Origin of the sequence: Parasphingorhabdus sp., assembly GCF_039982415.1 — a bacterium.
Taxonomy (GTDB): domain Bacteria; phylum Pseudomonadota; class Alphaproteobacteria; order Sphingomonadales; family Sphingomonadaceae; genus Parasphingorhabdus.
In genome coordinates this window covers 95,709-117,049 of sequence record NZ_JBDWYL010000007.1, presented here as the reverse complement: position 1 = coordinate 117,049, position 21,341 = coordinate 95,709, and the positions used below count along the sequence as shown (strand labels likewise).

Genomic DNA, 21,341 nt, shown 5'->3' with positions numbered 1-21,341 from the left:
CCATGGGTCAAAAGAGTAATCCTATCGGGCTTCGCCTGCAGATTAACCGGACTTGGGATAGCCGCTGGTATGCGGAAGGTTCCGATTATGGCGACCTCTTGATGGAAGACATCAAGATGCGCAAATTTATCTTGGAAACCGTGCCACAGGCGGCCATTTCTAAAGTTGTTATTGAGCGTCCGGCCAAAACATGCCGCGTTTCTATCTATGCTGCACGCCCCGGTGTGATCATCGGTAAAAAGGGCGCGGATATCGAAAAATTGCGGCGCAAGCTGAGCGAAATGTCTTCCAGCGATGTGTCTTTGAACATTGTTGAAATTCGCAAGCCAGAAGTTGACGCGCAATTGGTGGCGCAAGGCATTGGTGATCAGTTGATCCGCCGTGTTGCTTTCCGCCGGGCGATGAAACGCGCTGTGCAATCTGCTCTGCGTCTTGGTGCTGAAGGTATTAAAATTGTTTGTGGTGGCCGTTTGGGCGGTGCAGAAATTGCGCGCGTTGAATGGTACCGTGAAGGCCGCGTGCCGCTGCATACGCTGCGCGCCAATATCGACTATGCTGAATATGAAGCGCTGACCGCTTATGGCATTATCGGTATCAAGGTCTGGATTTTCAAAGGCGAGATATTGGGTCACGACCCGATGGCTCAAGATCGGTTGATGGTGGAAGCACAAACTTCCGGCGTTCGCCCCTCTCGTTGATTTTTAGGGAATAGGTAAAGCATCATGCTGCAACCAAAGAAAACAAAATTCCGGAAGGCTCATAAGGGCCGGATTAAAGGAAAGGCGCCAGGCGGCACGACGCTGAACTTCGGTTCTTACGGTCTGAAAGCCATGGAGCCAGAGCGGATTACCGCGCGCCAAATCGAAGCGGCTCGCCGTGCGATCACACGTCATATCAAACGGCAAGGTCGTTTGTGGATCCGAATTTTCCCCGATGTGCCGGTTTCGAAGAAGCCTGCAGAAGTGCGTCAGGGTAAAGGTAAGGGTTCTGTTGAATATTGGGCCTGCCGGGTTAAGCCGGGTCGGATCATGTTCGAACTGGATGGCGTTCCCGGGCCAATTGCTGCGGTGGCTTTCGAGCGCGCGGCGATGAAGCTTCCGATCAAGACAAAAGTTGTGGCTCGCTTAGGCGATACGTCACATTTGGAAGGTTAAGGACATGAGCAAGACAGAAGATTTGCGGACCAAAACCGACGATCAGCTTGAAAGTGATCTGGGTGATTTGAAGCGCGAGGCGTTTAACTTGCGGTTTCAGGCTGCAACCAATCAGCTAGAAAAGCCAAGTCGGATGCGCGAAGTGCGCCGCACGATAGCGAAGATTAAAACCCTGCAAAACGAGCGGGCAAAAGCCGCTGTTGCAGAAAAGGCGTAAGGAACCGATATGCCAAAACGTATTCTCACCGGCACGGTAGTGTCAGACAAAGGCGACAAGACTGTTGTCGTCAATGTGGAACGCAAAGTGAAGCATCCGCTTTACGGAAAAATTATGCGGCGTTCTAAAAAATATCATGCGCATGATGAAAAGAATGAAATGAGCACGGGTGAAACGGTGCGCATTGAAGAAACCAAGCCGATTTCCAAGTTGAAAACTTGGAAAGTGTTGGAACGGGTAGGCGCAGCAGCGGCTCCTGCAACACCTAAGGTAGCGGAAATTACTGCTGAAGATGAAGGCGAAGTCAAAGCCGAAAGCTGAAGCTATCGAAGTTTAACTGTGCTCTGATGATTTAGAGCGGAATGAAGAAGGAAATGGATCCATGATCCAGATGCAATCGAACTTGGAGGTCGCTGATAATAGCGGAGCCAAACGCGTGCAGTGTATCAAGGTGCTGGGCGGTTCCAAGCGCCGGTTCGCTGGCGTTGGCGACATTATTGTTGTGTCGATCAAAGAAGCTGCGCCGCGCGGTAAAGTCAAAAAAGGTGATGTTCACCGGGCTGTTATTGTTCGTACCCGTAAAGATATCCGCCGCAAAGACGGTTCGGTTATCCGCTTTGACACCAATGCTGCTGTGTTGGTCAATAATGCCAAGGAGCCTATCGGCACCCGTATTTTTGGCCCTGTGGTTCGCGAATTGCGCGCCAAAAAGCATATGAAAATCATCAGCCTTGCGCCGGAGGTGCTATAATCATGGCCAATGCAAAGATTAAAAAAGGTGACACGGTTGTTGTCCTGTCCGGCAAAGACAAAGGCAAATCCGGTGAAGTGACAAAGGTCATGCCGAAAGACGGTCAGTTGATCGTTGCCGGTGCCAATATCGCTGTGCGTCATCGCAAGCCAACCCAGGCAAATCCACAAGGTGGCTTGGAGCGGCGTGAAGCGCCAATGCACATCAGCAAAGTCGCTTTGGCTGATCCGAAAGATGGCAAGCCAACGCGGGTACGCTTTGAAGAGAAAGACGGTAAAATGGTCCGTGTGGCTGTGAAATCCGGGGAGAAAGTCGATGGCTGATAAAGTTTTGCCACGCATGCGCACAAAATATGACGGTGAAATCGTCAAAGCCATGCAGGAAAAGTTTAACTACTCCAATCACATGGAAGTACCACGTATCCTCAAGATCGTGATCAACATGGGTGTTGGCGAAGGTAGTCAGGACAAGAAGAAAACCACAATCGCTGCCGCTGAAATGGAGCTTATTGCTGGTCAGAAACCTGTCATTACCCGTGCCAAAACGTCGATCGCAACGTTTAAGCTGCGTGAAGGCATGCCGATTGGTTGTAAGGTGACATTGCGCCGAGAGCGGATGTATGAATTTCTCGATCGTCTGATTACTGTGGCTATGCCTCGTATTCGTGACTTTCGTGGATTGAACCCGAAAAGCTTTGATGGCCGCGGTAATTTTGCCATGGGCGTTAAAGAACAGATTATTTTTCCTGAAATTGCCTATGACGACATCGATGTGGTGCGCGGCATGGACATTATCGTGACAACAAGCGCGAAAACGGACGATGAAGCTCGTGAGCTTTTGAAATTGTTCGGGTTCCCGTTCCCGCAGGAAGAAGAGCAAGCAGCAGCATAAGGCTGATTTTGAATTCATTATATCGCGGCGTGTTGCCGGGATACGCAAGAAAGGAAGAGAACTTAAGTCATGGCGAAACTGAGTTCCATTAATAAAAACGAACGTCGCAAGAAGCTGGTGAAGAAATATGCCGGTCGTTATGCGAAGTTGAAGGCGATGGCCAATGATCAGTCTCTTGACGAGACTGAGCGTTTGATGGCGCGTCTGAAAATGGCGGAAATTCCACGCAATGGTAATCCAACCCGCGTGCGTAACCGCTGCGAAACAACAGGGCGTCCTCGCGGCTATTACCGCAAGTTCCGTCTCTGCCGCATCGAGCTGCGTGATATGGCCAATAAAGGCCTTATCCCCGGCGTAACGAAATCAAGCTGGTAAAGGGAAGATAATATGGCTTTTACCGATCCCTTGGGTGATATGCTCACCCGTATCCGTAACGGACAGCAAGCGCGTAAAGACAGTGTGGTTTCACCTGCTTCGAAATTGCGCGGCGCTGTTCTCGAAGTTCTGCAACGCGAAGGTTATATTCGCGGTTATAGCGAAGAAGAATTGGGCAAGCACCCGGGTCTTCGTATTGAACTGAAATATTTTGAAGGTGAGCCGGCTATTCGCCACGTGGCCCGCGTTTCAAAACCAGGTCGTCGTATCTATAGTGGTTCTAGCGAATTGCCGACGGTACGAAACGGGCTGGGCATCACAATCGTTTCAACGCCAAAAGGTGTTTTGTCTGACGCGGAAGCGCGCAGCCAAAATGTTGGCGGTGAAGTACTCGCAGAGGTGTTCTGATCATGTCTCGTATCGGAAAAAAAGCAGTTGCCATTCCTGACGGCGTTACCGCCAGCATGGAAGATGGTTTGGTCAAGGTCAAAGGGCCCAAGGGCGAACTTTCAACCCCGATGGTTGATGATTTGGCCTATGAGCTAAGCGATGGTGGTTTGTTGGTTACGCCGGCAAATAAGACCAGCCGCGCCCGTGCCTATTGGGGTATGCAGCGGACCTTGGTTCAAAACCTTATCGACGGTGTGACCGAAGGTTTCACGAAGGTACTCGAAATAAACGGCGTTGGTTACCGTGCTGCAGTCAAAGGAAAGACTTTGAATCTGCAGCTGGGTTTCAGTCATGATGTGGATTTCGAAATCCCGGAAGGCATTACGATCAAAACTCCAGATCAGACCACGGTCGAAATCTCGGGAATTGACAAGCAACAAGTGGGTCAGGTTGCCGCAGAAATTCGGCGCTGGCGGAAGCCAGAGCCTTATAAAGGCAAAGGCATTAAATATCGCGGTGAATATGTTTATCGCAAAGAAGGGAAGAAGAAATAAGCCATGGCTAATATTTCTCTATTCAAACGGCGTCAGCAACGCGTTCGCACCAAGCTGCGGAAGCGCGGGCTCACAAAGCCTCGTTTGTCAGTGCACCGTACTGGCCGGCATATCTATGCGCAGATTATTGACGATGCAGAAGGCAAGACTGTGGCTTCTGCTTCCACAATTGACAAAGCATCCAAGGTAAAATCCGGCGCTGATAGTGCGGCCGCTGCCGATGTTGGCAAGCGGGTTGCAGCAGCAGCCAAAAAAGCTGGTGTTACCGAAGTAATTTTTGACCGCGGCGGTTTCCTGTATCACGGACGTGTGAAAGCTCTGGCTGAAGCAGCGCGTGAAGGCGGATTGGAGTTTTAAGCATGGCCGAAGAAGAAAAAAAATCCGAAGACGCACCCACAGCAGCACCAGCTGAAGCGGCGCCTGCAGGAGAAGAAAAGAAACCCGAACGTCAAGGACGTGGCGGTAACCGTGGCGGACGCGACGGCGGCAATCGCGGCGGACGTGATGGTGGTCGTGGTCGTGGACGCGGCGGACGTGGAAATAATGATGGCGGTGAAGAGCTGATCGAGAAACTGGTTCACATTAACCGGGTTTCGAAAACAGTGAAGGGCGGTAAACGCTTTGGTTTTGCTGCCTTGGTCGTGGTTGGCGATGGCAAAGGCCGCGCCGGTTTCGGTAAAGGCAAGGCGCGCGAAGTGCCTGAAGCTATTACCAAAGCAACGGCTGCTGCGAAAAAGAAAATGGTTCGCGTTCCATTGCGTGAAGGACGGACCTTGCACCATGACGGCAAAGGCCAATTTGGGGCGGGAAATGTGACCTTGCGTTCGGCGCCTCCAGGTACCGGTATCATCGCCGGTGGTCCAATGCGTGCCGTGTTTGAAAGTCTTGGTGTTGCCGATGTGGTGACCAAGTCCAACGGAACATCCAACCCCTATAACATGATCCGCGCCACCTTTGTTGCGCTTGCTGATCAAACCAGCCCGAAAGCAGTGTCTCAACGACGCGGTAAGAAAGTGGCTGATTTGCTTGGTCGCGGCGGCGCTTCTGAAGCGGAGGCTGAGGCCGAAGCGGCAGCGGTTACGGAGTAAGGCATAATGGCTAAAGTGAAAATCAAACAGGTTGGTTCGCCAATCCGTCGCCCAGAAGACCAGCGGAAAACGTTGATTGGTCTGGGCCTGAACAAAATGCATCGCGTATCTGAATTGGAAGATACGCCAGAAGTACGCGGTATGATCCGCAAGGTGCACCATCTTGTAGAGGTTGTTGACGGTTAATTCCGAAAATTACCGTGCGAACAAAGCGAAAGCGAGTACACGACATGAAACTGAATGAAATTAGAGATAATGACGGCGCGCGCAAATTGCGTACCCGTGTTGGCCGCGGGATTGGTTCCGGCAAAGGCAAAACCGGTGGACGCGGCCAAAAAGGCCAAAAGTCACGCTCCGGTGTGTCGATCAATGGATTTGAAGGCGGTCAAATGCCCCTTCACATGCGGATCCCGAAACGGGGTTTCAACAATCCGTTTGGCAATGATTATGCTGAAGTCAATATTGGCATGATCCAAAAATATATTGATTCCAAAAAGCTTGCGAATAAAGGCACTTTGGATCAAGCGGCGCTCGATGCTGTGGGTCTTACCCGTGGCGGAAAAGACGGCGTTCGTTTGCTTGCAAAAGGCGAACTCAAAGCCAAAATCACGATAGCGGTTGCCGGCGCATCCAAAGCGGCGATTGAAGCTGTTGAAAAAGCAGGCGGAAAAGTAGAAATCTTGGCAGGTCCAGCAGCGCATCGTCCGAAAGGCGAAAAGAAAGCGGTTGCTTCCAAGCCGGCTAAAGAGAAAAAAGCGGCGAATAGAGCCAAAAAGAAAGATTGATTTTAGTCTATCTAAAACCCCGCTAAGCTCATGAGTTTACGCGGGGTTTTTCTTTTTTACACCTATCGGTATCAGCTTAATGTCCAAGAGCCTTGTTTTTCGGGCAGCAACATCCGATATGGGATCGATGCATTGATTTGAAGGCAAATTCCCTTCATGAATGGCGGGCAAGGAACTAGTAGCATGGCATCAAAAGCCGATCAGGTCGCAGCAAATTTGAGCCTGGCAAAATTTGGAGAAGCAACGGAACTGCGTAAGCGCATCTGGTTTACCCTGGGTGCCTTGGTGGTATTCCGGTTGCTGAGCTTCGTCCCTCTTCCAGGTGTTGACCCTGTCGTCCTCGCTGATCTTTATGATCAAACACGCGGTGGTGTTCTGGATATTTTCAATACATTTTCTGGTGGCTCGCTCGAGCGCATGAGCCTGATTGCGCTTGGCGTCATGCCCTATATTACCGCATCGATTGTCGTGCAGTTGGCAGCCGCCTTGTCGCCAACATTGGCCGCAATCAAGAAAGACGGCGAGGCCGGGCGGAAAAAACTGAACCAATATACACGCTATGGTACTGTAGGTTTGACCGCTATTCAGGGCTATTTCATTGCCGTCGGCTTGGAAAGTTTTGCGTCGCAATCTGGTCTCCAAGCTGTTGTGAACCCGGGGATGGGTTTCCGCGTCGGGGCTGTGATCAGTCTGGTCGGAGGCACATTATTCCTGATGTGGCTTGGTGAGCAAATCACCAGCCGCGGTATCGGCAATGGTATTTCTTTGATCATTATGGCGGGTATTGTTGCCCAAATGCCAACTTTTGTCAGCAACCTGATGGAAGGCAGTCGCACCGGATCCGTAGGCGCTCTGACCATAGTCGGACTGATTGCGATGGTCGTGGGATTGGTCTTGTTCATTAGCTTCATGGAACGCGCGCAAAGACGTGTGCTGATCCAATATCCCAAGCGCGCCACGCAAAATGGGGTGATGCAAGCTGATCGCAGTCACTTGCCTTTGAAAGTGAATACAGCCGGCGTTATTCCTCCGATTTTTGCATCCTCGCTATTGTTGATGCCGCTGACGGTCAGTCAATTTGCCGGCAATGCGACGGCAGGCGAAAGCGCAGGCAGTGATTTCATCATCACGTTGAACCAATATCTTGCTCATGGTCAGCCACTCTATATGGCGCTTTATGCGGCAGGGATTATATTCTTTTGTTTTTTCTACACAGCGGTTGTTTTCAACCCGGAAGAAACCGCCGATAACTTGAAGAAAAATGGCGGCTTTGTCCCCGGTATCCGGCCCGGTAAAAACACGTCGGACTATCTCGACTATGTGTTGACCCGGATCACCGTAGTGGGTGCCGCTTATTTGGCGTTTGTCTGTGTGTTGCCGGAATATGTCATGGCACAAACAAACCTACCGCTCTTCTTCCTTGGGGGAACGAGTTTGCTGATTATCGTCAATGTGACGATTGATACGGTGACTCAAATTCAAAGTCATCTTATGGCTTTGCAATATGGGGACTTGTTGAAGAAAGCGAAACTGAAGGGCGGACGGCGCAAGCGCTAGTTTCTTCGCTTCGGGACTTAAAGGTTATAGGGGACAGTAACTTATGGACATCATCCTGTTGGGACCACCGGGCGCCGGTAAAGGAACGCAAGCCGGTCTGCTTGAAGACGCACATGATATGGTCCAACTTTCCACCGGTGACATGCTCCGCGCTGCCGTAAAAGCGGGGACAGAAGTGGGCCTGAAGGCAAAATCGCTGATGGATGCCGGTGAATTGGTTCCCGATGAAGTGGTGTCTGGAATCATTGGCGACAAATTGGATGAATTGGGTCCCGATCAAAGTGTCATTTTCGATGGCTATCCGCGCACTGAAGCGCAGGTTCATTCTCTCGATGATATTCTGACTGCCCGTGGTCGCAAATTGCATCACGTGATCGAATTGGAAGTTGATGTAGAAGCGCTTGTCGAACGGATAACCGGACGCTTTACCTGCGGCAATTGCGGCGAAGGCTATCATGATAGCTTTAAACAGCCTGCCAAAGAAGGCGTCTGCGACATATGCGGCAGCACAGAATTTAAGCGGCGCCCGGATGATACGGAAGAAACGGTTCGGACCCGTATGGGCGAATATCGCGCAAAAACGCAACCGATCTTGCCTATCTATGAACAACGCGGTGTCGTAACCAAAGTAGATGGGATGGGCAGTATGGAGGCAGTGAGCGCAGCAATAGAGGCTGTTCTGGCTCTCGATTAAATTACCAAGGCCGGCGCGGATAACCATTGCCAGCATCCAGAGCGAGCATTAGTCTCCCTTCCCAACAGGGGAGACTTTCATTGTTCCGATTCATTATCACTATGGCCGCTATTTTAGGTGCCTATCCTGCACAAGCCGAAGTCAGCAATACCGCCGACAATGGTTTTACTGTCAAACATATCGAATTGGTCAACGGATCGTCTGAGGAGGTCTGGAAAACACTGATCGCGCCAGCCCGTTGGTGGAACGGGGATCATAGCTTTTCTGGCAATGCTGATAATTTCTACCTGGTTCCGCAAGCCGGCGGCTGTTTTTGTGAATTGCTCCGGACGACCGATGAAGAAAATATCAAGTCCGCGCAAGGCAGTGTCCAACATATGCGGGTGATATTTGCAGAGAATAATAAAGCGTTGCGCCTATCAGGTGCTTTGGGACCGCTGCAAGGCGAGGCGGTGATCGGAACGCTGACAATTGGTTTACAGCCTGATGGCGACAAGACCGCCGTATCATTCGTATATAAGGTTGGTGGCTATATGGAGCTTCCGATTGAACAAATTGCACCGGCGGTTGATAATGTGATTGGCGAGCAATTGACCCGTTTGTCGGCTCTTTTTGCACCGCCACCGGAACCGGAAACTGAACCGGAAAGTGATGATGATCAATCCGATGATGCAGAATGAATAGGTCAGAATAACAACGCTTTACCTCACGGATAAATTGCTCTTAATATGGTTCTATAAACAATTGCGATTCGAGGGCATTGCGGTTGATAAACGGGCGCGCAGATAATTACCTTTAGGGGGAGTAAGACGATGGCCGTTTCAGATCATGTAGATTTTCCAACATTCATGGAGGGCGTAAAAAAACGCAATCCCGGACAAACTGAATTTATTCAGGCGGTACAGGAAGTCGCCCAGGATATTTACGGTTTCATTGATGACAAAGAAGAATATCACGCGGCTCAAATCTTGCGGCGTATTGCCGAACCGGATCGGGTGGTATCGTTTCGCGTCTGTTGGGAAGATGATAATCACAATATCCGTGTGCAACGCGGTTGGCGGGTGCAAAACAACAATGCAATTGGACCCTATAAAGGCGGCATCCGATTTCACCCAAGCGTGACCGAAAGCGTGTTGAAGTTCCTCGCTTTTGAACAAACATTCAAAAATTCACTGACTGGCCTTCCTATGGGAGGCGGCAAAGGCGGTGCCAATTTTAATCCGAAAGGCAAATCAGACGCCGAAGTGATGCGCTTTTGCCAATCATTCATGACCGAGCTCTATCGCCATATTGGTCCGGATACGGATGTTCCTGCCGGTGATATTGGCGTGGGTGGCCGCGAAATCGGCTATATGTTCGGCCAATATAAGCGCATTACCAATCGTTGGGAGGGTGTCCTTACCGGCAAAGGCCGGGAATATGGTGGCAGTGAAATGCGGCCCGAAGCAACCGGCTATGGCGCGGTCTACTTCATGCAAAATATGCTGGCTCATAAGAAAGATTCTATCGAAGGCAAAACAGCAGTAATTTCTGGATCTGGAAATGTGGCAACCCACGCGGCTGAACAAATCACCCTGCAAGGCGGCAAGGTTCTGACATTATCAGACAGTGGCGGTTTTGTGCATGATCCTGATGGATTTACCCAAGAGAAAATTGATTGGGTTAAAGATCATAAGACTCATCGCCGCGGCCGTATGTCCGAATATGTTGAAGAGTTTAAGGGGGCGAGTTTCCACGAAGGACAACGTCCTTGGAGCGTCGCATGCGATCTGGCTCTGCCATGTGCAACGCAAAATGAACTGAATGAAGAGGAAGCGAAAATGCTGGTCTCCAACGGCGTGCAAGCGGTCTCGGAAGGCGCGAATATGCCGACTACATTGGAGGGCGTGCACATATTCCACGACGCCAAAATTATGTATGGACCGGGCAAAGCGGCTAATGCTGGTGGCGTTGCTGTTTCCGGATTGGAAATGAGTCAAAATGCAGAACGCATCAGTTGGAACCATGAACGTTTAGGAACGATGCTCACCGAGCTGATGGAAGGCATTCATAGCCAATGCGTCGAATATGGCGATCAAGGCGATGGCTATGTCGATTATGTCAAAGGCGCGAATATTGCGGGCTTCAAAAAAGTGGCTGATGCCATGCTCGCATATGGTGTGGTTTGATCGGACTGTTTAGTCGATCCTTCCTTTAAAACGGAGCGCGAACGAAGTTGCGCCGCTCCCGGTATTGGGAGCCATAAAGCTTGTCGGTGTGATGCGGATATGGGTAACCATTTCGTCAGTCCCATCTCCGCTATCACTCGGCACATAATCAAAATTTGCTCCGTCGATTGAGAATGAATAGCAATCGGTCATGCTCCCCAAACTGATAAAAGGACAGCTCAGGCCCGACGCCGGGGATCCGTCCTGGAAAGCAAAGGGGCCGCTTCCAGGCGCGCCAAAATCGGCAACAATAAAATCGAGTTCGGGCGGCAATAGTTCGGTGATCACGATACTGTCGTAATTGGGCGGCGCATTGCCATTATTTTGGACAGTGATCAGATATTCAACTGTGGCGCCCGGCAAAGCAAAGCCGCTACCCAATGTGTCCGCAAAAGAAACACTGGTTTTGGATACGGAAATATCGGGCTCCAGATTAGCATGGAAATTGCGCGAGAAGGCGATAATGGACGCTGTTTCTGAATCACCTGCTGCAACACTGCGTTCATTGTCCTGATCGCGATCTTCATCCACACGGAGCCCAATTGTCGTGCTGGATAGACTGCATCGGCGCAGCCATCCTCCATCGGCATTATTTCGGCTTGTCTTCTTGGCTACGACAATGCGACTGCCGCTATTTTGACCGAAGCTATTGGTGAAACATCCATTGTCCCATCCTCTGATATTGGCTGCTGTGTTAACTGTACTCCAGGTGACATTGCTGTTCGCAATATCAGGAAAGCTTCCGTTTAAGTTCCCGGGAAAGGCGATCCAACCCACTGTCTCTGATGATGGAAAGGGGCCGCTATTTGCTTGGCTGCGCTCCAATGCCACTTGAAAGCCAGAGAGGCCTAAACCTTGTGTGATCGCTGTGATGTGCGGACGCGAGGATTGCGTGGCGACGGTGCGTGTTTCGCTATTTGCGGTTTGAATCTGGCTGATCACGCTGGGCGTTACAGGCAATGGGGATGAAAAGCTCACTGTCGTCCAGCTCGCAGTGCCTCCGGTAAAGCCAGATCCAAATTGTGTAGCCGCTGTATTAAGTCGCCCCGCTTCAATTATCCGTCCATCGGGAAGGACGTGTCGCCCCGGTTCTACCGCGATATAGTGGACATTTTGGACGATATGGCGCCCGTCCCAATTATCCGGTTCCAATATCAATTCATCGAAGCCGGTTGTCGATATATTGGTGATGCGAATAGAGGCTGAATTGTTACCATTTTGGTCGGCCAACGCGACCACAACCGGGATGGTATCAAATGTTTGCTGGAAATTCACTCGAACCGTATTGCCATTTACGAACGTATCATGGGCGGTAAAGCTACCAGCTTCGATGCGACCGGCAAAAGCGGGCGCAGACAAAGCAAGCAGCATACCGAATGCAACGAGCATCGATACCATTTGCGCTGGCCACGCATTGGTCGACTTTGTTTCCCACATCCCCCCTTAATATCAGCATTGCGTTAATGTTTTTTTGAATTTTGGTCGGTTATTGTAAATTCATCTAAATCGATTCTAAGCCAATCGCGCTGCACGTCAGGCGTAAGCTGCTATTGACACGGCAAGCGACTCTCCCTAATTGGACTTTATTCGAAATTCAACTTGACCGGCAACGCTTTCGTGGCGTCCGCTGGTTTTGTGCGTTTTGGGTGTGATTTTAACAGCTTAGCGATGAGATAGAGGTCGGCGAATCGATCTCTGTGGAGCAGGAGAAAAATATTGGCACGTATTGCCGGGGTAAATATCCCAACTAACAAGCGCGTAATTATCTCGCTTACCTATATTCACGGTATCGGACGCACGAAAGCGGCTGAAATTGTTGAAAAATTGAAAATTGACCCAGCCCGTCGGGTGCAGGACCTATCCGATCAAGAAGTTTTGCAGATTCGCGAGACTATTGATGCGGATTTGACTGTTGAAGGCGACTTGCGTCGTGAAAACGCAATGAACATCAAGCGTCTGATGGATTTGGCCTGCTATCGCGGCCTTCGCCATCGTAAAGGACTGCCGGTTCGTGGACAACGTACGCATACCAATGCGCGGACCCGAAAAGGTAAGCCAAAGGCGATTGCTGGTAAGAAAAAATAAGACAATCCCCGATCGGGATTTGTCTCTTCTGGATATTAGGTAGGAATTGATCACATGGCACGCGAACCGCAGCGCATAAAGAAAAGCGCGCGCAAAAATATTTCGGCAGGCGTCGCGCACGTCAACGCCACATTTAACAACACGATGGTCACCATCACTGATGCACAGGGCAATGCGATTAGCTGGTCCTCTGCGGGCATGATGGGTTTTAAAGGCTCTCGTAAATCTACGCCCTATGCGGCACAGGTTGCAGCGGAAGACGCTGGCAAGAAAGCAGCTGACCACGGTGTTCGCACTTTGGAAGTGGAAGTGAAGGGACCGGGCTCAGGTCGGGAATCTGCTCTTCGCGCGCTGCAGGCGGTCGGTTTTACCATTACTTCGATCCGCGATGTTACGCCGATCCCACATAATGGTGTTCGTCCGTCTAAACGCCGTCGCGTTTAAGGCGTTCAAGTTTACGGGAACTATCCGGCCGGTAGTTTCCAATTTTTTGGTAATTCAGAGTGGTAACGGTCCAACCCACTCTTTGAACTCACTAGGGGAAGTCCATGACTGTCAATATGAAGAACTGGCAAGAACTGAAGAAGCCCAACGTTCTCGATATAAAATCCGGTGGTGATCCCAAGCGTAAAGCTACTTTTGTAGCGGAACCTCTTGAGCGCGGCTTTGGCTTGACCATTGGTAACGCGCTGCGCCGTGTTTTGCTGTCATCGTTGCAAGGTGCTGCGGTTACTTCAATCAAGATTGAAAACGCATTGCATGAATTTTCGTCGCTTCCAGGTGTTCGGGAAGATGTCACTGATATTGTCTTGAACGTCAAACAGATCGCTTTGAAAATGGAAGGTGAAGACGCCAAACGTCTGCAACTTTCTGCGACCGGTCCTGCAGAAGTAACAGCAGGCGACATCGCAGTGTCCGGCGATATTGAAGTGATGAACCCAGATCTGGTTATCTGTCATCTCGATGAAGGCGCGTCCTTCAACATGGAGCTGACCGTTAACGTCGGCAAAGGCTATGTTCCCGCGGTTGCTAACCGTCCGGCTGATGCACCAATCGGTTTGATCCCGGTGGATTCGCTTTATTCGCCAATCCGTCAGGTTTCTTACAAAGTTGACAATGCCCGCGTAGGTCAAGAACTTGACTTTGATAAGCTCAACTTGACCATTGATACGGACGGCACCGTGACTCCAGAAGATGCCATTGCTTATGCAGCGCGCATTCTTCAAGATCAGTTGCAACTGTTCGTTCACTTTGAAGAAGCTTTGGAAAGCGTGTCATCGCCCATCGGCATGGCAGCGGCGCAAAGCCAGCAGGAAAGCGACGCCAATCAGCTCAATCGCTACCTTCTCAAAAAGGTCGACGAATTGGAACTTTCGGTCCGTTCGGCAAACTGCCTCAAGAACGACAATATTATTTATATTGGCGATCTGGTGCAAAAAACCGAAGCCGAAATGCTGCGGACACCAAATTTTGGTCGCAAATCTTTGAACGAAATCAAAGAAGTGCTCTCCAGCATGGGTCTGCGTCTTGGTATGGACATCCCTGGATGGCCGCCTGAGAATATCGAAGAAATGGCCAAAAAGCTTGAGCAAGAGCTTTTGGGCTAAACGGGTTTTTGGCGGTGGCCTGAATTTCACCGCCTGGATTGGGGTACCTGGTACGGCCCCTGTACAAACAGGAGTATAGAATATGCGTCATAGAATGAAGGGCCGCCGTATGCAGCGGACCGGTGCCCACCGTCAGGCTTTGTTGAAAAACCTGTCAGCGGCATTGATCAAGCATGAGCAAATCATGACAACCCTGCCTAAAGCCAAAGAAATGCGGCCTTATGTCGAAAAATTGATCACATTGGCGAAAAAAGGTGGACTGTCTAACCGGCGTCTCGCCCATGCGCGATTGATGGACGATGTTCAGGAAAAGAAGCTATTCGGTGAATTGGCTGAACGTTATGCCGATCGCAGTGGCGGCTATACACGGATTATCAAAGCTGGTTATCGGGATTCCGATGCAGCAGCGATGGCCGTTATCGAGCTGGTCGATCGCGACGAAGATGCCAAAGGTCAGGACAGTGGTCCCGATCAAAATGCCGAAGAAGATTTCGAAGAGGCGTAAACCGTCCAATCGAAAGATAGTTTCAATTGAATTCAGAGGCCGTGAGCGATAAGCTTGCGGCCTCTTTTCTTTGCCGTAAACAGTTTTCGGGGAGTTTCATGCGTACCACCACCAGTTTTCTAGCTCTTGCTCTTATGGGCATTGCGACCATCACGGCCATTCCAGCATGGGCGCAAACCCCATCGACTGAGAAAGACATCGAGAAAGTTAAGGCGTTGACCTATCCCGAGACCAAAATTGTAGACATTGTCGACGAACAATTTGGCGAGCAGATTGCCGACCCTTATCGTTGGCTTGAAAATGATGTGCGAGAAGATGTTGAGGTTGCCGCTTGGGTAGAAGCGCAAAATGCGCTGACCGACAGTCATCTTGCGACAGTGGAGGGGCGGTCGGCTCTTTCCAAATCGATGACCGCACTTTTTGATTTTGACGCATTGGATGTTCCGGTCGAAGCGGGCGGTAAATATTTTTACGAGCGGAAAAGCGGCGGCCAAAATCAGGGCATCTTATATGTGCGAGATGGCGTTGATGGGGAAGAACGCATATTGATCGATCCTGCTGGCTGGTCAGAAGATGGCGCGACAGCATTGGCGGAATGGAAACCGTCCGAAGATGGCAGTTTATTGGTCTATGCCATTCAAGATGGCGGCTCTGATTGGCGCACATTAAAGGTTATTGATGTAGCTACCGGCATTGTAAAACCTGATACAGTAGAGTGGGTCAAATTCTCTAATCTCGCTTGGATGCCTCAAAATAGTGGGTTTCTCTATTCCCGGTTTCCCGAACCGGAAGAAGGCGCGGCCTTTCAATCGCTCAACAAAAACCATAGCCTATATCTACACATTCTGGGGCGAGAACAGAGCCGAGACATAAAGGTTTACGCTACGCCCGACCGGCCCGAATTGGGTCATACGGCCGAGCTGACCTCGGACAAGGAATGGGTTGTGATCACATCGTCGTCGGGCACTGACGATCGCTATGAACTCACCTTGGTCAAAGTGGATGCACCAAAGCTGGAAACACGCAAATTGGTTGAAGGCTTTGATCATAACTGGTCTCTTATAGACGGTGTTGGCGACACTTTATATTTTATCACCAACAAAAATGCCAAGCGATTGCGCGTGGTTAAGACTGACGTATCCGGACCAAAAGGCGGCGCGGATCCCTGTGAAGAAACAGGCTCGGCTTCAGCAGATTGTGTTCAACCCCCGTTTGTTTTTGAAGAGATTGTTCCCGAACATAGCGCCACAATTGATGGCGCTGTGCTGGTTGGCGATATGCTGGCGGTAGATTTTATCGATGATGCAAAAAGCCGATTGGAATTGTTCAATCTTGAGGGAACCCCTAAAGGGGTGGTTGATCTGCCCGGGCTTGGCACGGTCAGCAATCTTTCGGGATCAGCGCGATCGTCCAAAGGCTATTTTGCTTTTGGCAGCTTCAATCAACCCGATGCCATATACAGCTTTCAGGATATCGGAACGCCCGATATTTGGGCCAAACCTGTATTGCCCTTTGACCCGGACGGGATAGCGGTCAGTCAGCGTTTTTATCAAAGTAAGGACGGGACAAAAATTCCGCTATTCCTTGTGCATAAAAAAGATCTCGATCTTTCCAAAGGGGCGCCGACATTGCTCTATGGCTATGGCGGTTTCAATATTTCTGTTTTACCCGGATATAGCGCTCCGAAAATGGCGTGGATTGAGGCGGGCGGTGTCTATGCTTCGGCCAATCTGCGGGGCGGCGGCGAATATGGCAAAGAATGGCATGATGGCGGCCGTTTGCAGAACAAACAAAATGTGTTTGATGACTTTATCGCAGCCGGTGAATATTTAATCGCAGAAGGGATTACTCCGAAAGATGGATTGGCTATTGAAGGGCGATCCAATGGCGGCTTGTTGGTCGGCGCGGTTATGAATCAACGGCCAGATTTGTTCACCACCGGCCATGCCGCCGTTGGTGTCATGGATATGCTGCGCTTTGATCGCTTCACAGCAGGCCGCTATTGGGTGGACGATTATGGCTATCCCAATAAAGAGGCCGATTTCAAAAAATTGCTGAGCTATTCCCCCTATCATAATCTTGTGGATGGTGTTGATTATCCTGCATTGATGGTATCAACGGCGGATACCGATGACCGCGTGGTACCAGGGCATAGCTTCAAATATATCGCTCGTTTGCAGGCGCTGAACACCGGTGACAAACCTCATTTGATCCGGATCGAAACGCGAGCTGGCCATGGCAGCGGTAAACCAACCGACAAGCTGATCGAGGAATATTCCGATATATATGGTTTCATGGCGGATGCTGTTGGTCTGAATTTGGCGCCATAGCCCAAAATCATGTGGCTTGGCGGTCCCAACCTATAAAGTCTTTTGATACTGGTTTTAATTCAGGCTGTGTGTCTGGCTTAGCCAGCCTGCTAAGGAAGCGCACTATCATTGTCATTATCGCGTTCGCCCAGCTTTTCCAGAATGGTATGGAGGCCAGCGGCGAGGGGTTCGAACTGATCAGATGGAAAGGCGTCATCAATAATCGCGTTCACTTCAGCAAAAGACTTGCTCACCTTCTCCAATGCTGACTGCCCCTTGTTAGTGGATTTTAATATCCACGCACGGCCATCGGTGTCAGAGCGCGTTCTACTGATATAACCGGCTTTAAGAAGACGGTTGGCCATTGTTGTGATGGCACTTTCCCGCTGTTTAAGCTTGTCCGCCAAATGGCGCTGTGACACGCCATTTTCACTGGCGACAATGGCCATGACCGCGGCCTGTGCAGTGGACATACCTCCAGACTCGACCAAATCGGCATCGGCTCTTTTCTTTAAAACATGAGCGGTGCGTTGGATCAGAAAATATATTTTGAGCTGTGATGCGTTCACGTGGTCTGAATCCCTGCCGGTTTCACTTTATCGGTTTCATTCTATATGTGTAGTATATTCGCTGCCAGTATCGCTACAAGCGGTTTATCGGTTTAAAGGCAGCGGGGTTCACCTGTTGGTCTAGCGCAATGCGCAAAGCCGTCAGCAGGATTTGATGTTCTTCCGCGATCTGTATCGCTGGACTGGCGATGGCCGCAATGGCGTGTTGAGCCGGAATCAACTGAGAATGGCTGCGCATCATTCCGGCGATTTTGGCAAGATAGCGGTCGCGTGCACAGTCTTTTTCCACCGCTTGCATAAGCGCTATGGCTGGATCCGATTTGCCGCGCATGATCAATTGAAAGGCCAATTGTTCGAGAAGCTGATGTCTGATGTTCGGCGGCTCCAGCGCCAATATCGCTTTCTCGGCAATGGTTAGAAATTTTTGATAGTCTGCGGAGGAACCTTCTTCCGCCACAAAGCCCAAATTGACGATGTGGCCCCGCGCTTGTTCTTGTTTGTCATTGACATGCCGCAACCGCATTTCGGCGAGCTCATAGTGTCCCCGGCGCGATTCATAAGCAGCCAGCATCACTGATGTCCGGTCCTTCAGTAAAATTGCATCCGGCCCTTCAATAAGCGCCCGGGCAGCTGAAATGGATTTATTGGCCCATTTTTCTTGTCCCGAATGATGGGCAATTTCAGCCAGTCGGATATAGCCGAAGGCGGGCTTGTCCCCCGCGGCCTGACGAGACAAAATATCAAAGGCTTGCTGGAACTGAGCATTGTGACTGATGATCAAAACGATATGATCATGGTCTCGCTCACGCCATTCTCGATTGGTTATTCGGTTTACCAATTGAACAGCCAAGGCGGCATCGCCGCTATGGGCCAGAGTGATCGCCAGGTCACTCCACGCTTGGTTTCGATCGGGAGAGGACGCGCTGGAATTGGCAACCGGTCGATCGATAAGCGCAATGGCCTGATCAACAAAGAATTCGCGTTCGATCCGGCTCAGCCGATGAACGCCAATGCTGAGCGAGACGATCAAAGCATCTATTTGATCTTTTGGATAGGCGCTGAGATCTTTTAGGGACTGGTTGATCCAGTCTGTCCGGCCACATTCAATTGCGGATCGGGCCAAAGCATCAAAAGCCTGTCGGCGCTGTTGCGCGCTATTCATGCTAGCCATTTCTCGGCGAGATTGATCAAATAAGATTTGCGCCTCATCCTTTTGCCTATTCTTATGCAAGACTGCGGCGACCGCCATTTTTGCGGTCACGCGCAACAATGGATCCTCTATTTGGCTCAAAAGCGATGCAGCGTCGTTGAGTTTGTCTTGATCCAACAGGCGGGTCACAAGCATTTCGAAAAATTTGCTCTTTTGCAGTGGGTTAGATCCAGATGCCGCGCCAATAAAGGCAATGGCCTCTTCAACTTGTCCGTTATTTGCTAAGGCGTGAGAGATCGGCCGGACGGCCACATATTTCATTTTATGGGCGGTCCGATTGGTTTCTTTCAATTGCTTTAAAGCTGCATCCGGTCCGGAGGACTGAACCAGATAGGAAATATAAGAGTCTCTCGCCATTTCGAAAAATCCCGGCGATTTGATTTGGTAGAGCAGTTTCTTGCTATATTCTGGAGAATATTGGTTCAGATGAGTGACCATCGCCAGAAGCGCGGAGTCCTTGATCGATTGATTTTTCGTAGTGGGACGCATGGTGTCTAAAACAGCATGCGCCCGATCGGGCTGGTTCCGCGAGGCGAGCAACGTGATGCGGCGCAATTTGGCCAAATTGAGATCCTGAGAATCTTGCATGCGATTTTCAAGTCTATCGAGCTGTTGATTGAGCGTTTCAACACAGTCGAGATCGGGGGCAGTCAGACAACTATTGCGATCTTTTTCTGCGCCGGCAGCCGGGCTGAGAAAGACCAGGTTCATCAGGATAACCAATATCGAGATGATCATTCGAACATCACGGCGAGCGGATAAACGGCTGCATTGATGTAACTTGCTGGGGTTGAGTGAAATCATATCTTCCGACCTGCTTGCTAATCTATGGGAAAGGCCCTGTCGGCCCGGTGTGGACCGGCTTATTACGGCCAGAGTCGGTAAATTTTAGTCGGGAAGATATTTGATGCGAAGAGACAGTTCTGCATGGACGGCATGCAGGTTTTCCGGTTCTGAAGCATATCCATTGACATTATAGACTGAAATTCCGGGGGCACTGATGGCGTAGCGATAGAAATATGCATCGCCGCCGGAACCGTCACGAGACTTCCCGATATCCGCCTATATCTCCTGTGGCGGGTGTCGGGAGGTTAAACGCGGTGCGTAATATCCATGTTGGTGATCTGGCAGGGTGAGTAGCGGCATATGATCTGATGCATTTGATCCCAATTGGCACTTTTTAATGCTCAATTGCTCTCGCGAAGCTGACGATTATTCCTATGCCGAGGATCGATATTGCGCCGCACCCTCTTGACCAAAGCTATTGTAAATCATCGTGATGGCGATGCCGTCATAAGCCTTAGTCCAGGCTTCAGCGACTTCGGTGTTGAATTGATGTCCCATAATTTCTTTCATCATCGACAGCAGCGCATGGCCCACATGCTGATAATGTTCCACGCGCACGCCATAAACCAAATGACGCTTGGCCAAATCACTCAGCATGGGCAATAACTCCGGCATATTGTGAATTTGCGATACGATCATGCCCAGCATATTGGTCATTTTTTCCGATTGATTATCCATATCTCCAACAAATAATCCCCGCAATTCCGGCTGCAATGCGAATAGTTGTCGGTAAAAAACCTCTCCGGCATGGGCGTTTTCATTGCCCAGATTGAGAAAGCTTCTGCGGACGATATCGACTTCGCCCACCGTGAGAAAATTTTTCTTATTGGTTGGTCTTTCCATGAATTCTCTCTCCAACAATGTGTGATTTCGGATCAAGAGAACTGCCACGAAGCGTGGTAGACAAAAGTGCAGAAGAGTATTTGTTCCGCGATCCGATAGGAAAATGGCTTGCTGCAATATCCTTTCTGTTTGAACCCGTATTCCTGCAATCACGCCCTGCAAGCTCAGCTGCTGCGATATTGATCGGGGGTTGAAGGGCGCTCCGAAAGCCTAAATTCGTAAAAAGAGCCAACAGTTGCACCACAGCATTGCAGAAATGCAGGGCCGGATTGCGGTGATACCGGTTCTGAGCTGAAACCCCGAACGCTACACCTGCCCTATATGACAAAGGCAAGGATAACGGGCATGAACCAACTGTGTATTTCAATCGACCCCAATAAGCCTGATCAGACAGGTAGCGCATCATATGACCCGGTAAAACGGCCGATTATAGTTGAGGACGATCATCTCTCGCAGGGGGCTTTTGGTTTCGATAATGCCGACACGGAGAATCGGGATTTTGTTGATGGGGCAGACGCGCAAAACCTGCCGCATCTGGACTTTCACAAACGCAAATCGCGCAACCAACGTCTTTTCACCATGCTTCTCATTCTATATCTTCTCTTGATCATATTGATGTTCGGACATCTGGGATAAGCCCATATTCATTAGCAACCATTTTATGCACAATTGGTCGGTCTCGGCTTTGTATAGGAACAGCTTAC

The 21,341-nt window shown here is 50.3% G+C and carries 28 protein-coding genes; 24 read left to right on the top strand and 4 right to left on the bottom strand.

Going from position 1 to position 21,341, the window contains the following annotated elements:
* The first annotated feature begins 2 nt into the window (after positions 1–2).
* The 18 genes from rpsC to gdhA all read left to right on the top strand — a co-directional run bounded on the left by rpsC (position 3) and on the right by gdhA (position 10,624).
* Positions 3–698 carry a 30S ribosomal protein S3 gene (gene rpsC, locus ABJU74_RS10395; protein WP_348384146.1) on the top strand — a complete coding sequence of 232 codons (696 nt, stop codon included), beginning with the start codon at positions 3–5 and terminating at the stop codon, positions 696–698.
* Between the two features lie 24 nt (positions 699–722).
* Entirely contained in the window at positions 723–1,154 is a 432-nt protein-coding gene (rplP, locus tag ABJU74_RS10390) for a 50S ribosomal protein L16 (RefSeq protein WP_207987482.1), read from the top strand.
* Positions 1,155–1,158: 4 nt separating this feature from the next.
* The gene (rpmC, locus tag ABJU74_RS10385) at positions 1,159–1,371 is read left to right on the top strand and encodes a 50S ribosomal protein L29 (protein WP_348384145.1); all 213 of its coding nucleotides are present in this window, start codon (positions 1,159–1,161) and stop codon (positions 1,369–1,371) included.
* A gap of 9 nt (positions 1,372–1,380) precedes the next feature.
* Positions 1,381–1,692, top strand: a complete 312-nt coding sequence (gene rpsQ / locus ABJU74_RS10380; RefSeq protein ID WP_348384144.1) for a 30S ribosomal protein S17 — start codon at positions 1,381–1,383, stop codon at positions 1,690–1,692.
* Positions 1,693–1,753: 61 nt separating this feature from the next.
* On the top strand, positions 1,754–2,122 hold the full coding sequence (rplN, locus tag ABJU74_RS10375) for a 50S ribosomal protein L14 (protein ID WP_207987484.1): 369 nt from the start codon (positions 1,754–1,756) through the stop codon (positions 2,120–2,122).
* Between the two features lie 2 nt (positions 2,123–2,124).
* A complete protein-coding gene (gene rplX, locus ABJU74_RS10370; RefSeq protein ID WP_348384143.1) occupies positions 2,125–2,445 on the top strand; it encodes a 50S ribosomal protein L24 in 321 nt (106 codons plus the stop codon).
* Positions 2,438–3,013: a 50S ribosomal protein L5 gene (gene rplE, locus ABJU74_RS10365; RefSeq protein ID WP_348384142.1), complete on the top strand. Its 576-nt coding sequence runs from the start codon at positions 2,438–2,440 to the stop codon at positions 3,011–3,013. Before rplX ends, rplE begins: the two co-directional genes overlap by 8 nt.
* 69 nt (positions 3,014–3,082) lie before the next feature.
* The gene (rpsN, locus tag ABJU74_RS10360) at positions 3,083–3,388 is read left to right on the top strand and encodes a 30S ribosomal protein S14 (protein ID WP_108810506.1); all 306 of its coding nucleotides are present in this window, start codon (positions 3,083–3,085) and stop codon (positions 3,386–3,388) included.
* Between the two features lie 12 nt (positions 3,389–3,400).
* A complete protein-coding gene (rpsH, locus tag ABJU74_RS10355) occupies positions 3,401–3,796 on the top strand; it encodes a 30S ribosomal protein S8 (RefSeq protein WP_348384141.1) in 396 nt (131 codons plus the stop codon).
* A gap of 2 nt (positions 3,797–3,798) precedes the next feature.
* A complete protein-coding gene (gene rplF, locus ABJU74_RS10350) occupies positions 3,799–4,332 on the top strand; it encodes a 50S ribosomal protein L6 (protein ID WP_348384140.1) in 534 nt (177 codons plus the stop codon).
* Between the two features lie 3 nt (positions 4,333–4,335).
* The gene (gene rplR / locus ABJU74_RS10345; protein ID WP_348384139.1) at positions 4,336–4,689 is read left to right on the top strand and encodes a 50S ribosomal protein L18; all 354 of its coding nucleotides are present in this window, start codon (positions 4,336–4,338) and stop codon (positions 4,687–4,689) included.
* 2 nt (positions 4,690–4,691) lie between these two features.
* Positions 4,692–5,420 carry a 30S ribosomal protein S5 gene (rpsE, locus tag ABJU74_RS10340; RefSeq protein ID WP_348384138.1) on the top strand — a complete coding sequence of 243 codons (729 nt, stop codon included), beginning with the start codon at positions 4,692–4,694 and terminating at the stop codon, positions 5,418–5,420.
* Positions 5,421–5,426: 6 nt separating this feature from the next.
* Positions 5,427–5,606: a 50S ribosomal protein L30 gene (gene rpmD, locus ABJU74_RS10335; RefSeq protein ID WP_348384137.1), complete on the top strand. Its 180-nt coding sequence runs from the start codon at positions 5,427–5,429 to the stop codon at positions 5,604–5,606.
* Between the two features lie 44 nt (positions 5,607–5,650).
* Positions 5,651–6,205 carry a 50S ribosomal protein L15 gene (gene rplO / locus ABJU74_RS10330; protein ID WP_348384136.1) on the top strand — a complete coding sequence of 185 codons (555 nt, stop codon included), beginning with the start codon at positions 5,651–5,653 and terminating at the stop codon, positions 6,203–6,205.
* Between the two features lie 183 nt (positions 6,206–6,388).
* A complete protein-coding gene (gene secY / locus ABJU74_RS10325; protein WP_348384135.1) occupies positions 6,389–7,762 on the top strand; it encodes a preprotein translocase subunit SecY in 1,374 nt (457 codons plus the stop codon).
* 43 nt (positions 7,763–7,805) lie between these two features.
* The gene (locus ABJU74_RS10320; RefSeq protein ID WP_348384134.1) at positions 7,806–8,456 is read left to right on the top strand and encodes an adenylate kinase; all 651 of its coding nucleotides are present in this window, start codon (positions 7,806–7,808) and stop codon (positions 8,454–8,456) included.
* Between the two features lie 80 nt (positions 8,457–8,536).
* Positions 8,537–9,136, top strand: coding sequence for an SRPBCC family protein (locus ABJU74_RS10315; RefSeq protein ID WP_348384133.1), 600 nt, complete (start codon positions 8,537–8,539; stop codon positions 9,134–9,136).
* A gap of 132 nt (positions 9,137–9,268) precedes the next feature.
* Positions 9,269–10,624, top strand: coding sequence for an NADP-specific glutamate dehydrogenase (gene gdhA / locus ABJU74_RS10310; protein WP_348384132.1), 1,356 nt, complete (start codon positions 9,269–9,271; stop codon positions 10,622–10,624).
* Positions 10,625–10,633: 9 nt separating this feature from the next.
* Here the strand turns inward: gdhA and ABJU74_RS10305 are convergent, their stop codons facing one another.
* On the bottom strand, positions 10,634–12,100 hold the full coding sequence (locus tag ABJU74_RS10305; protein WP_348384131.1) for an H-type lectin domain-containing protein: 1,467 nt from the start codon (positions 12,098–12,100) through the stop codon (positions 10,634–10,636).
* Positions 12,101–12,379: 279 nt separating this feature from the next.
* Here ABJU74_RS10305 and rpsM point away from each other — a divergent pair, with 279 nt between their 5' ends.
* From rpsM to ABJU74_RS10280, 5 genes are all read left to right on the top strand, one after another.
* The gene (rpsM, locus tag ABJU74_RS10300; RefSeq protein ID WP_348384130.1) at positions 12,380–12,748 is read left to right on the top strand and encodes a 30S ribosomal protein S13; all 369 of its coding nucleotides are present in this window, start codon (positions 12,380–12,382) and stop codon (positions 12,746–12,748) included.
* 54 nt (positions 12,749–12,802) lie between these two features.
* Positions 12,803–13,192, top strand: a complete 390-nt coding sequence (rpsK, locus tag ABJU74_RS10295) for a 30S ribosomal protein S11 (protein ID WP_067198370.1) — start codon at positions 12,803–12,805, stop codon at positions 13,190–13,192.
* Positions 13,193–13,296: 104 nt separating this feature from the next.
* Entirely contained in the window at positions 13,297–14,355 is a 1,059-nt protein-coding gene (locus ABJU74_RS10290) for a DNA-directed RNA polymerase subunit alpha (protein ID WP_108810491.1), read from the top strand.
* An 82-nt stretch (positions 14,356–14,437) separates the two neighbouring features.
* A complete protein-coding gene (gene rplQ / locus ABJU74_RS10285; RefSeq protein ID WP_348384129.1) occupies positions 14,438–14,860 on the top strand; it encodes a 50S ribosomal protein L17 in 423 nt (140 codons plus the stop codon).
* A gap of 98 nt (positions 14,861–14,958) precedes the next feature.
* A complete protein-coding gene (locus tag ABJU74_RS10280; RefSeq protein ID WP_348384128.1) occupies positions 14,959–17,190 on the top strand; it encodes a prolyl oligopeptidase family serine peptidase in 2,232 nt (743 codons plus the stop codon).
* An 89-nt stretch (positions 17,191–17,279) separates the two neighbouring features.
* Here the strand turns inward: ABJU74_RS10280 and ABJU74_RS10275 are convergent, their stop codons facing one another.
* The 3 genes from ABJU74_RS10275 to ABJU74_RS10265 form a co-directional block, all read right to left on the bottom strand.
* Complete coding sequence (locus ABJU74_RS10275; RefSeq protein WP_348384127.1) at positions 17,280–17,738, bottom strand: MarR family winged helix-turn-helix transcriptional regulator; 459 nt, start codon at positions 17,736–17,738, stop codon at positions 17,280–17,282.
* 73 nt (positions 17,739–17,811) lie between these two features.
* Positions 17,812–19,752, bottom strand: a complete 1,941-nt coding sequence (locus ABJU74_RS10270; RefSeq protein ID WP_348384126.1) for a hypothetical protein — start codon at positions 19,750–19,752, stop codon at positions 17,812–17,814.
* A gap of 414 nt (positions 19,753–20,166) precedes the next feature.
* Positions 20,167–20,637, bottom strand: a complete 471-nt coding sequence (locus ABJU74_RS10265) for a globin domain-containing protein (protein ID WP_348384125.1) — start codon at positions 20,635–20,637, stop codon at positions 20,167–20,169.
* Between the two features lie 345 nt (positions 20,638–20,982).
* Here ABJU74_RS10265 and ABJU74_RS10260 point away from each other — a divergent pair, with 345 nt between their 5' ends.
* Positions 20,983–21,273 carry a hypothetical protein gene (locus ABJU74_RS10260; protein ID WP_348384124.1) on the top strand — a complete coding sequence of 97 codons (291 nt, stop codon included), beginning with the start codon at positions 20,983–20,985 and terminating at the stop codon, positions 21,271–21,273.
* The last annotated feature ends 68 nt before the right edge of the window (positions 21,274–21,341 follow it).

Bases quoted from the DNA above. Each gene is read 5' to 3' on its own strand.
- rpsC (WP_348384146.1), top strand. From the start codon at position 3: ATGGGTCAAAAGAGTAATCCTATCGGGCTTCGCCTGCAGATTAACCGG.
- rplP (WP_207987482.1), top strand. From the start codon at position 723: ATGCTGCAACCAAAGAAAACAAAATTCCGGAAGGCTCATAAGGGCCGG.
- rpmC (WP_348384145.1), top strand. From the start codon at position 1,159: ATGAGCAAGACAGAAGATTTGCGGACCAAAACCGACGATCAGCTTGAA.
- rpsQ (WP_348384144.1), top strand. From the start codon at position 1,381: ATGCCAAAACGTATTCTCACCGGCACGGTAGTGTCAGACAAAGGCGAC.
- rplN (WP_207987484.1), top strand. From the start codon at position 1,754: ATGATCCAGATGCAATCGAACTTGGAGGTCGCTGATAATAGCGGAGCC.
- rplX (WP_348384143.1), top strand. From the start codon at position 2,125: ATGGCCAATGCAAAGATTAAAAAAGGTGACACGGTTGTTGTCCTGTCC.
- rplE (WP_348384142.1), top strand. From the start codon at position 2,438: ATGGCTGATAAAGTTTTGCCACGCATGCGCACAAAATATGACGGTGAA.
- rpsN (WP_108810506.1), top strand. From the start codon at position 3,083: ATGGCGAAACTGAGTTCCATTAATAAAAACGAACGTCGCAAGAAGCTG.
- rpsH (WP_348384141.1), top strand. From the start codon at position 3,401: ATGGCTTTTACCGATCCCTTGGGTGATATGCTCACCCGTATCCGTAAC.
- rplF (WP_348384140.1), top strand. From the start codon at position 3,799: ATGTCTCGTATCGGAAAAAAAGCAGTTGCCATTCCTGACGGCGTTACC.
- rplR (WP_348384139.1), top strand. From the start codon at position 4,336: ATGGCTAATATTTCTCTATTCAAACGGCGTCAGCAACGCGTTCGCACC.
- rpsE (WP_348384138.1), top strand. From the start codon at position 4,692: ATGGCCGAAGAAGAAAAAAAATCCGAAGACGCACCCACAGCAGCACCA.
- rpmD (WP_348384137.1), top strand. From the start codon at position 5,427: ATGGCTAAAGTGAAAATCAAACAGGTTGGTTCGCCAATCCGTCGCCCA.
- rplO (WP_348384136.1), top strand. From the start codon at position 5,651: ATGAAACTGAATGAAATTAGAGATAATGACGGCGCGCGCAAATTGCGT.
- secY (WP_348384135.1), top strand. From the start codon at position 6,389: ATGGCATCAAAAGCCGATCAGGTCGCAGCAAATTTGAGCCTGGCAAAA.
- ABJU74_RS10320 (WP_348384134.1), top strand. From the start codon at position 7,806: ATGGACATCATCCTGTTGGGACCACCGGGCGCCGGTAAAGGAACGCAA.
- gdhA (WP_348384132.1), top strand. From the start codon at position 9,269: ATGGCCGTTTCAGATCATGTAGATTTTCCAACATTCATGGAGGGCGTA.
- ABJU74_RS10305 (WP_348384131.1), bottom strand. From the start codon at position 12,100: ATGTGGGAAACAAAGTCGACCAATGCGTGGCCAGCGCAAATGGTATCG.
- rpsK (WP_067198370.1), top strand. From the start codon at position 12,803: ATGGCACGCGAACCGCAGCGCATAAAGAAAAGCGCGCGCAAAAATATT.
- ABJU74_RS10290 (WP_108810491.1), top strand. From the start codon at position 13,297: ATGACTGTCAATATGAAGAACTGGCAAGAACTGAAGAAGCCCAACGTT.
- rplQ (WP_348384129.1), top strand. From the start codon at position 14,438: ATGCGTCATAGAATGAAGGGCCGCCGTATGCAGCGGACCGGTGCCCAC.
- ABJU74_RS10280 (WP_348384128.1), top strand. From the start codon at position 14,959: ATGCGTACCACCACCAGTTTTCTAGCTCTTGCTCTTATGGGCATTGCG.
- ABJU74_RS10270 (WP_348384126.1), bottom strand. From the start codon at position 19,752: ATGATTTCACTCAACCCCAGCAAGTTACATCAATGCAGCCGTTTATCC.
- ABJU74_RS10265 (WP_348384125.1), bottom strand. From the start codon at position 20,637: ATGGAAAGACCAACCAATAAGAAAAATTTTCTCACGGTGGGCGAAGTC.
- ABJU74_RS10260 (WP_348384124.1), top strand. From the start codon at position 20,983: ATGAACCAACTGTGTATTTCAATCGACCCCAATAAGCCTGATCAGACA.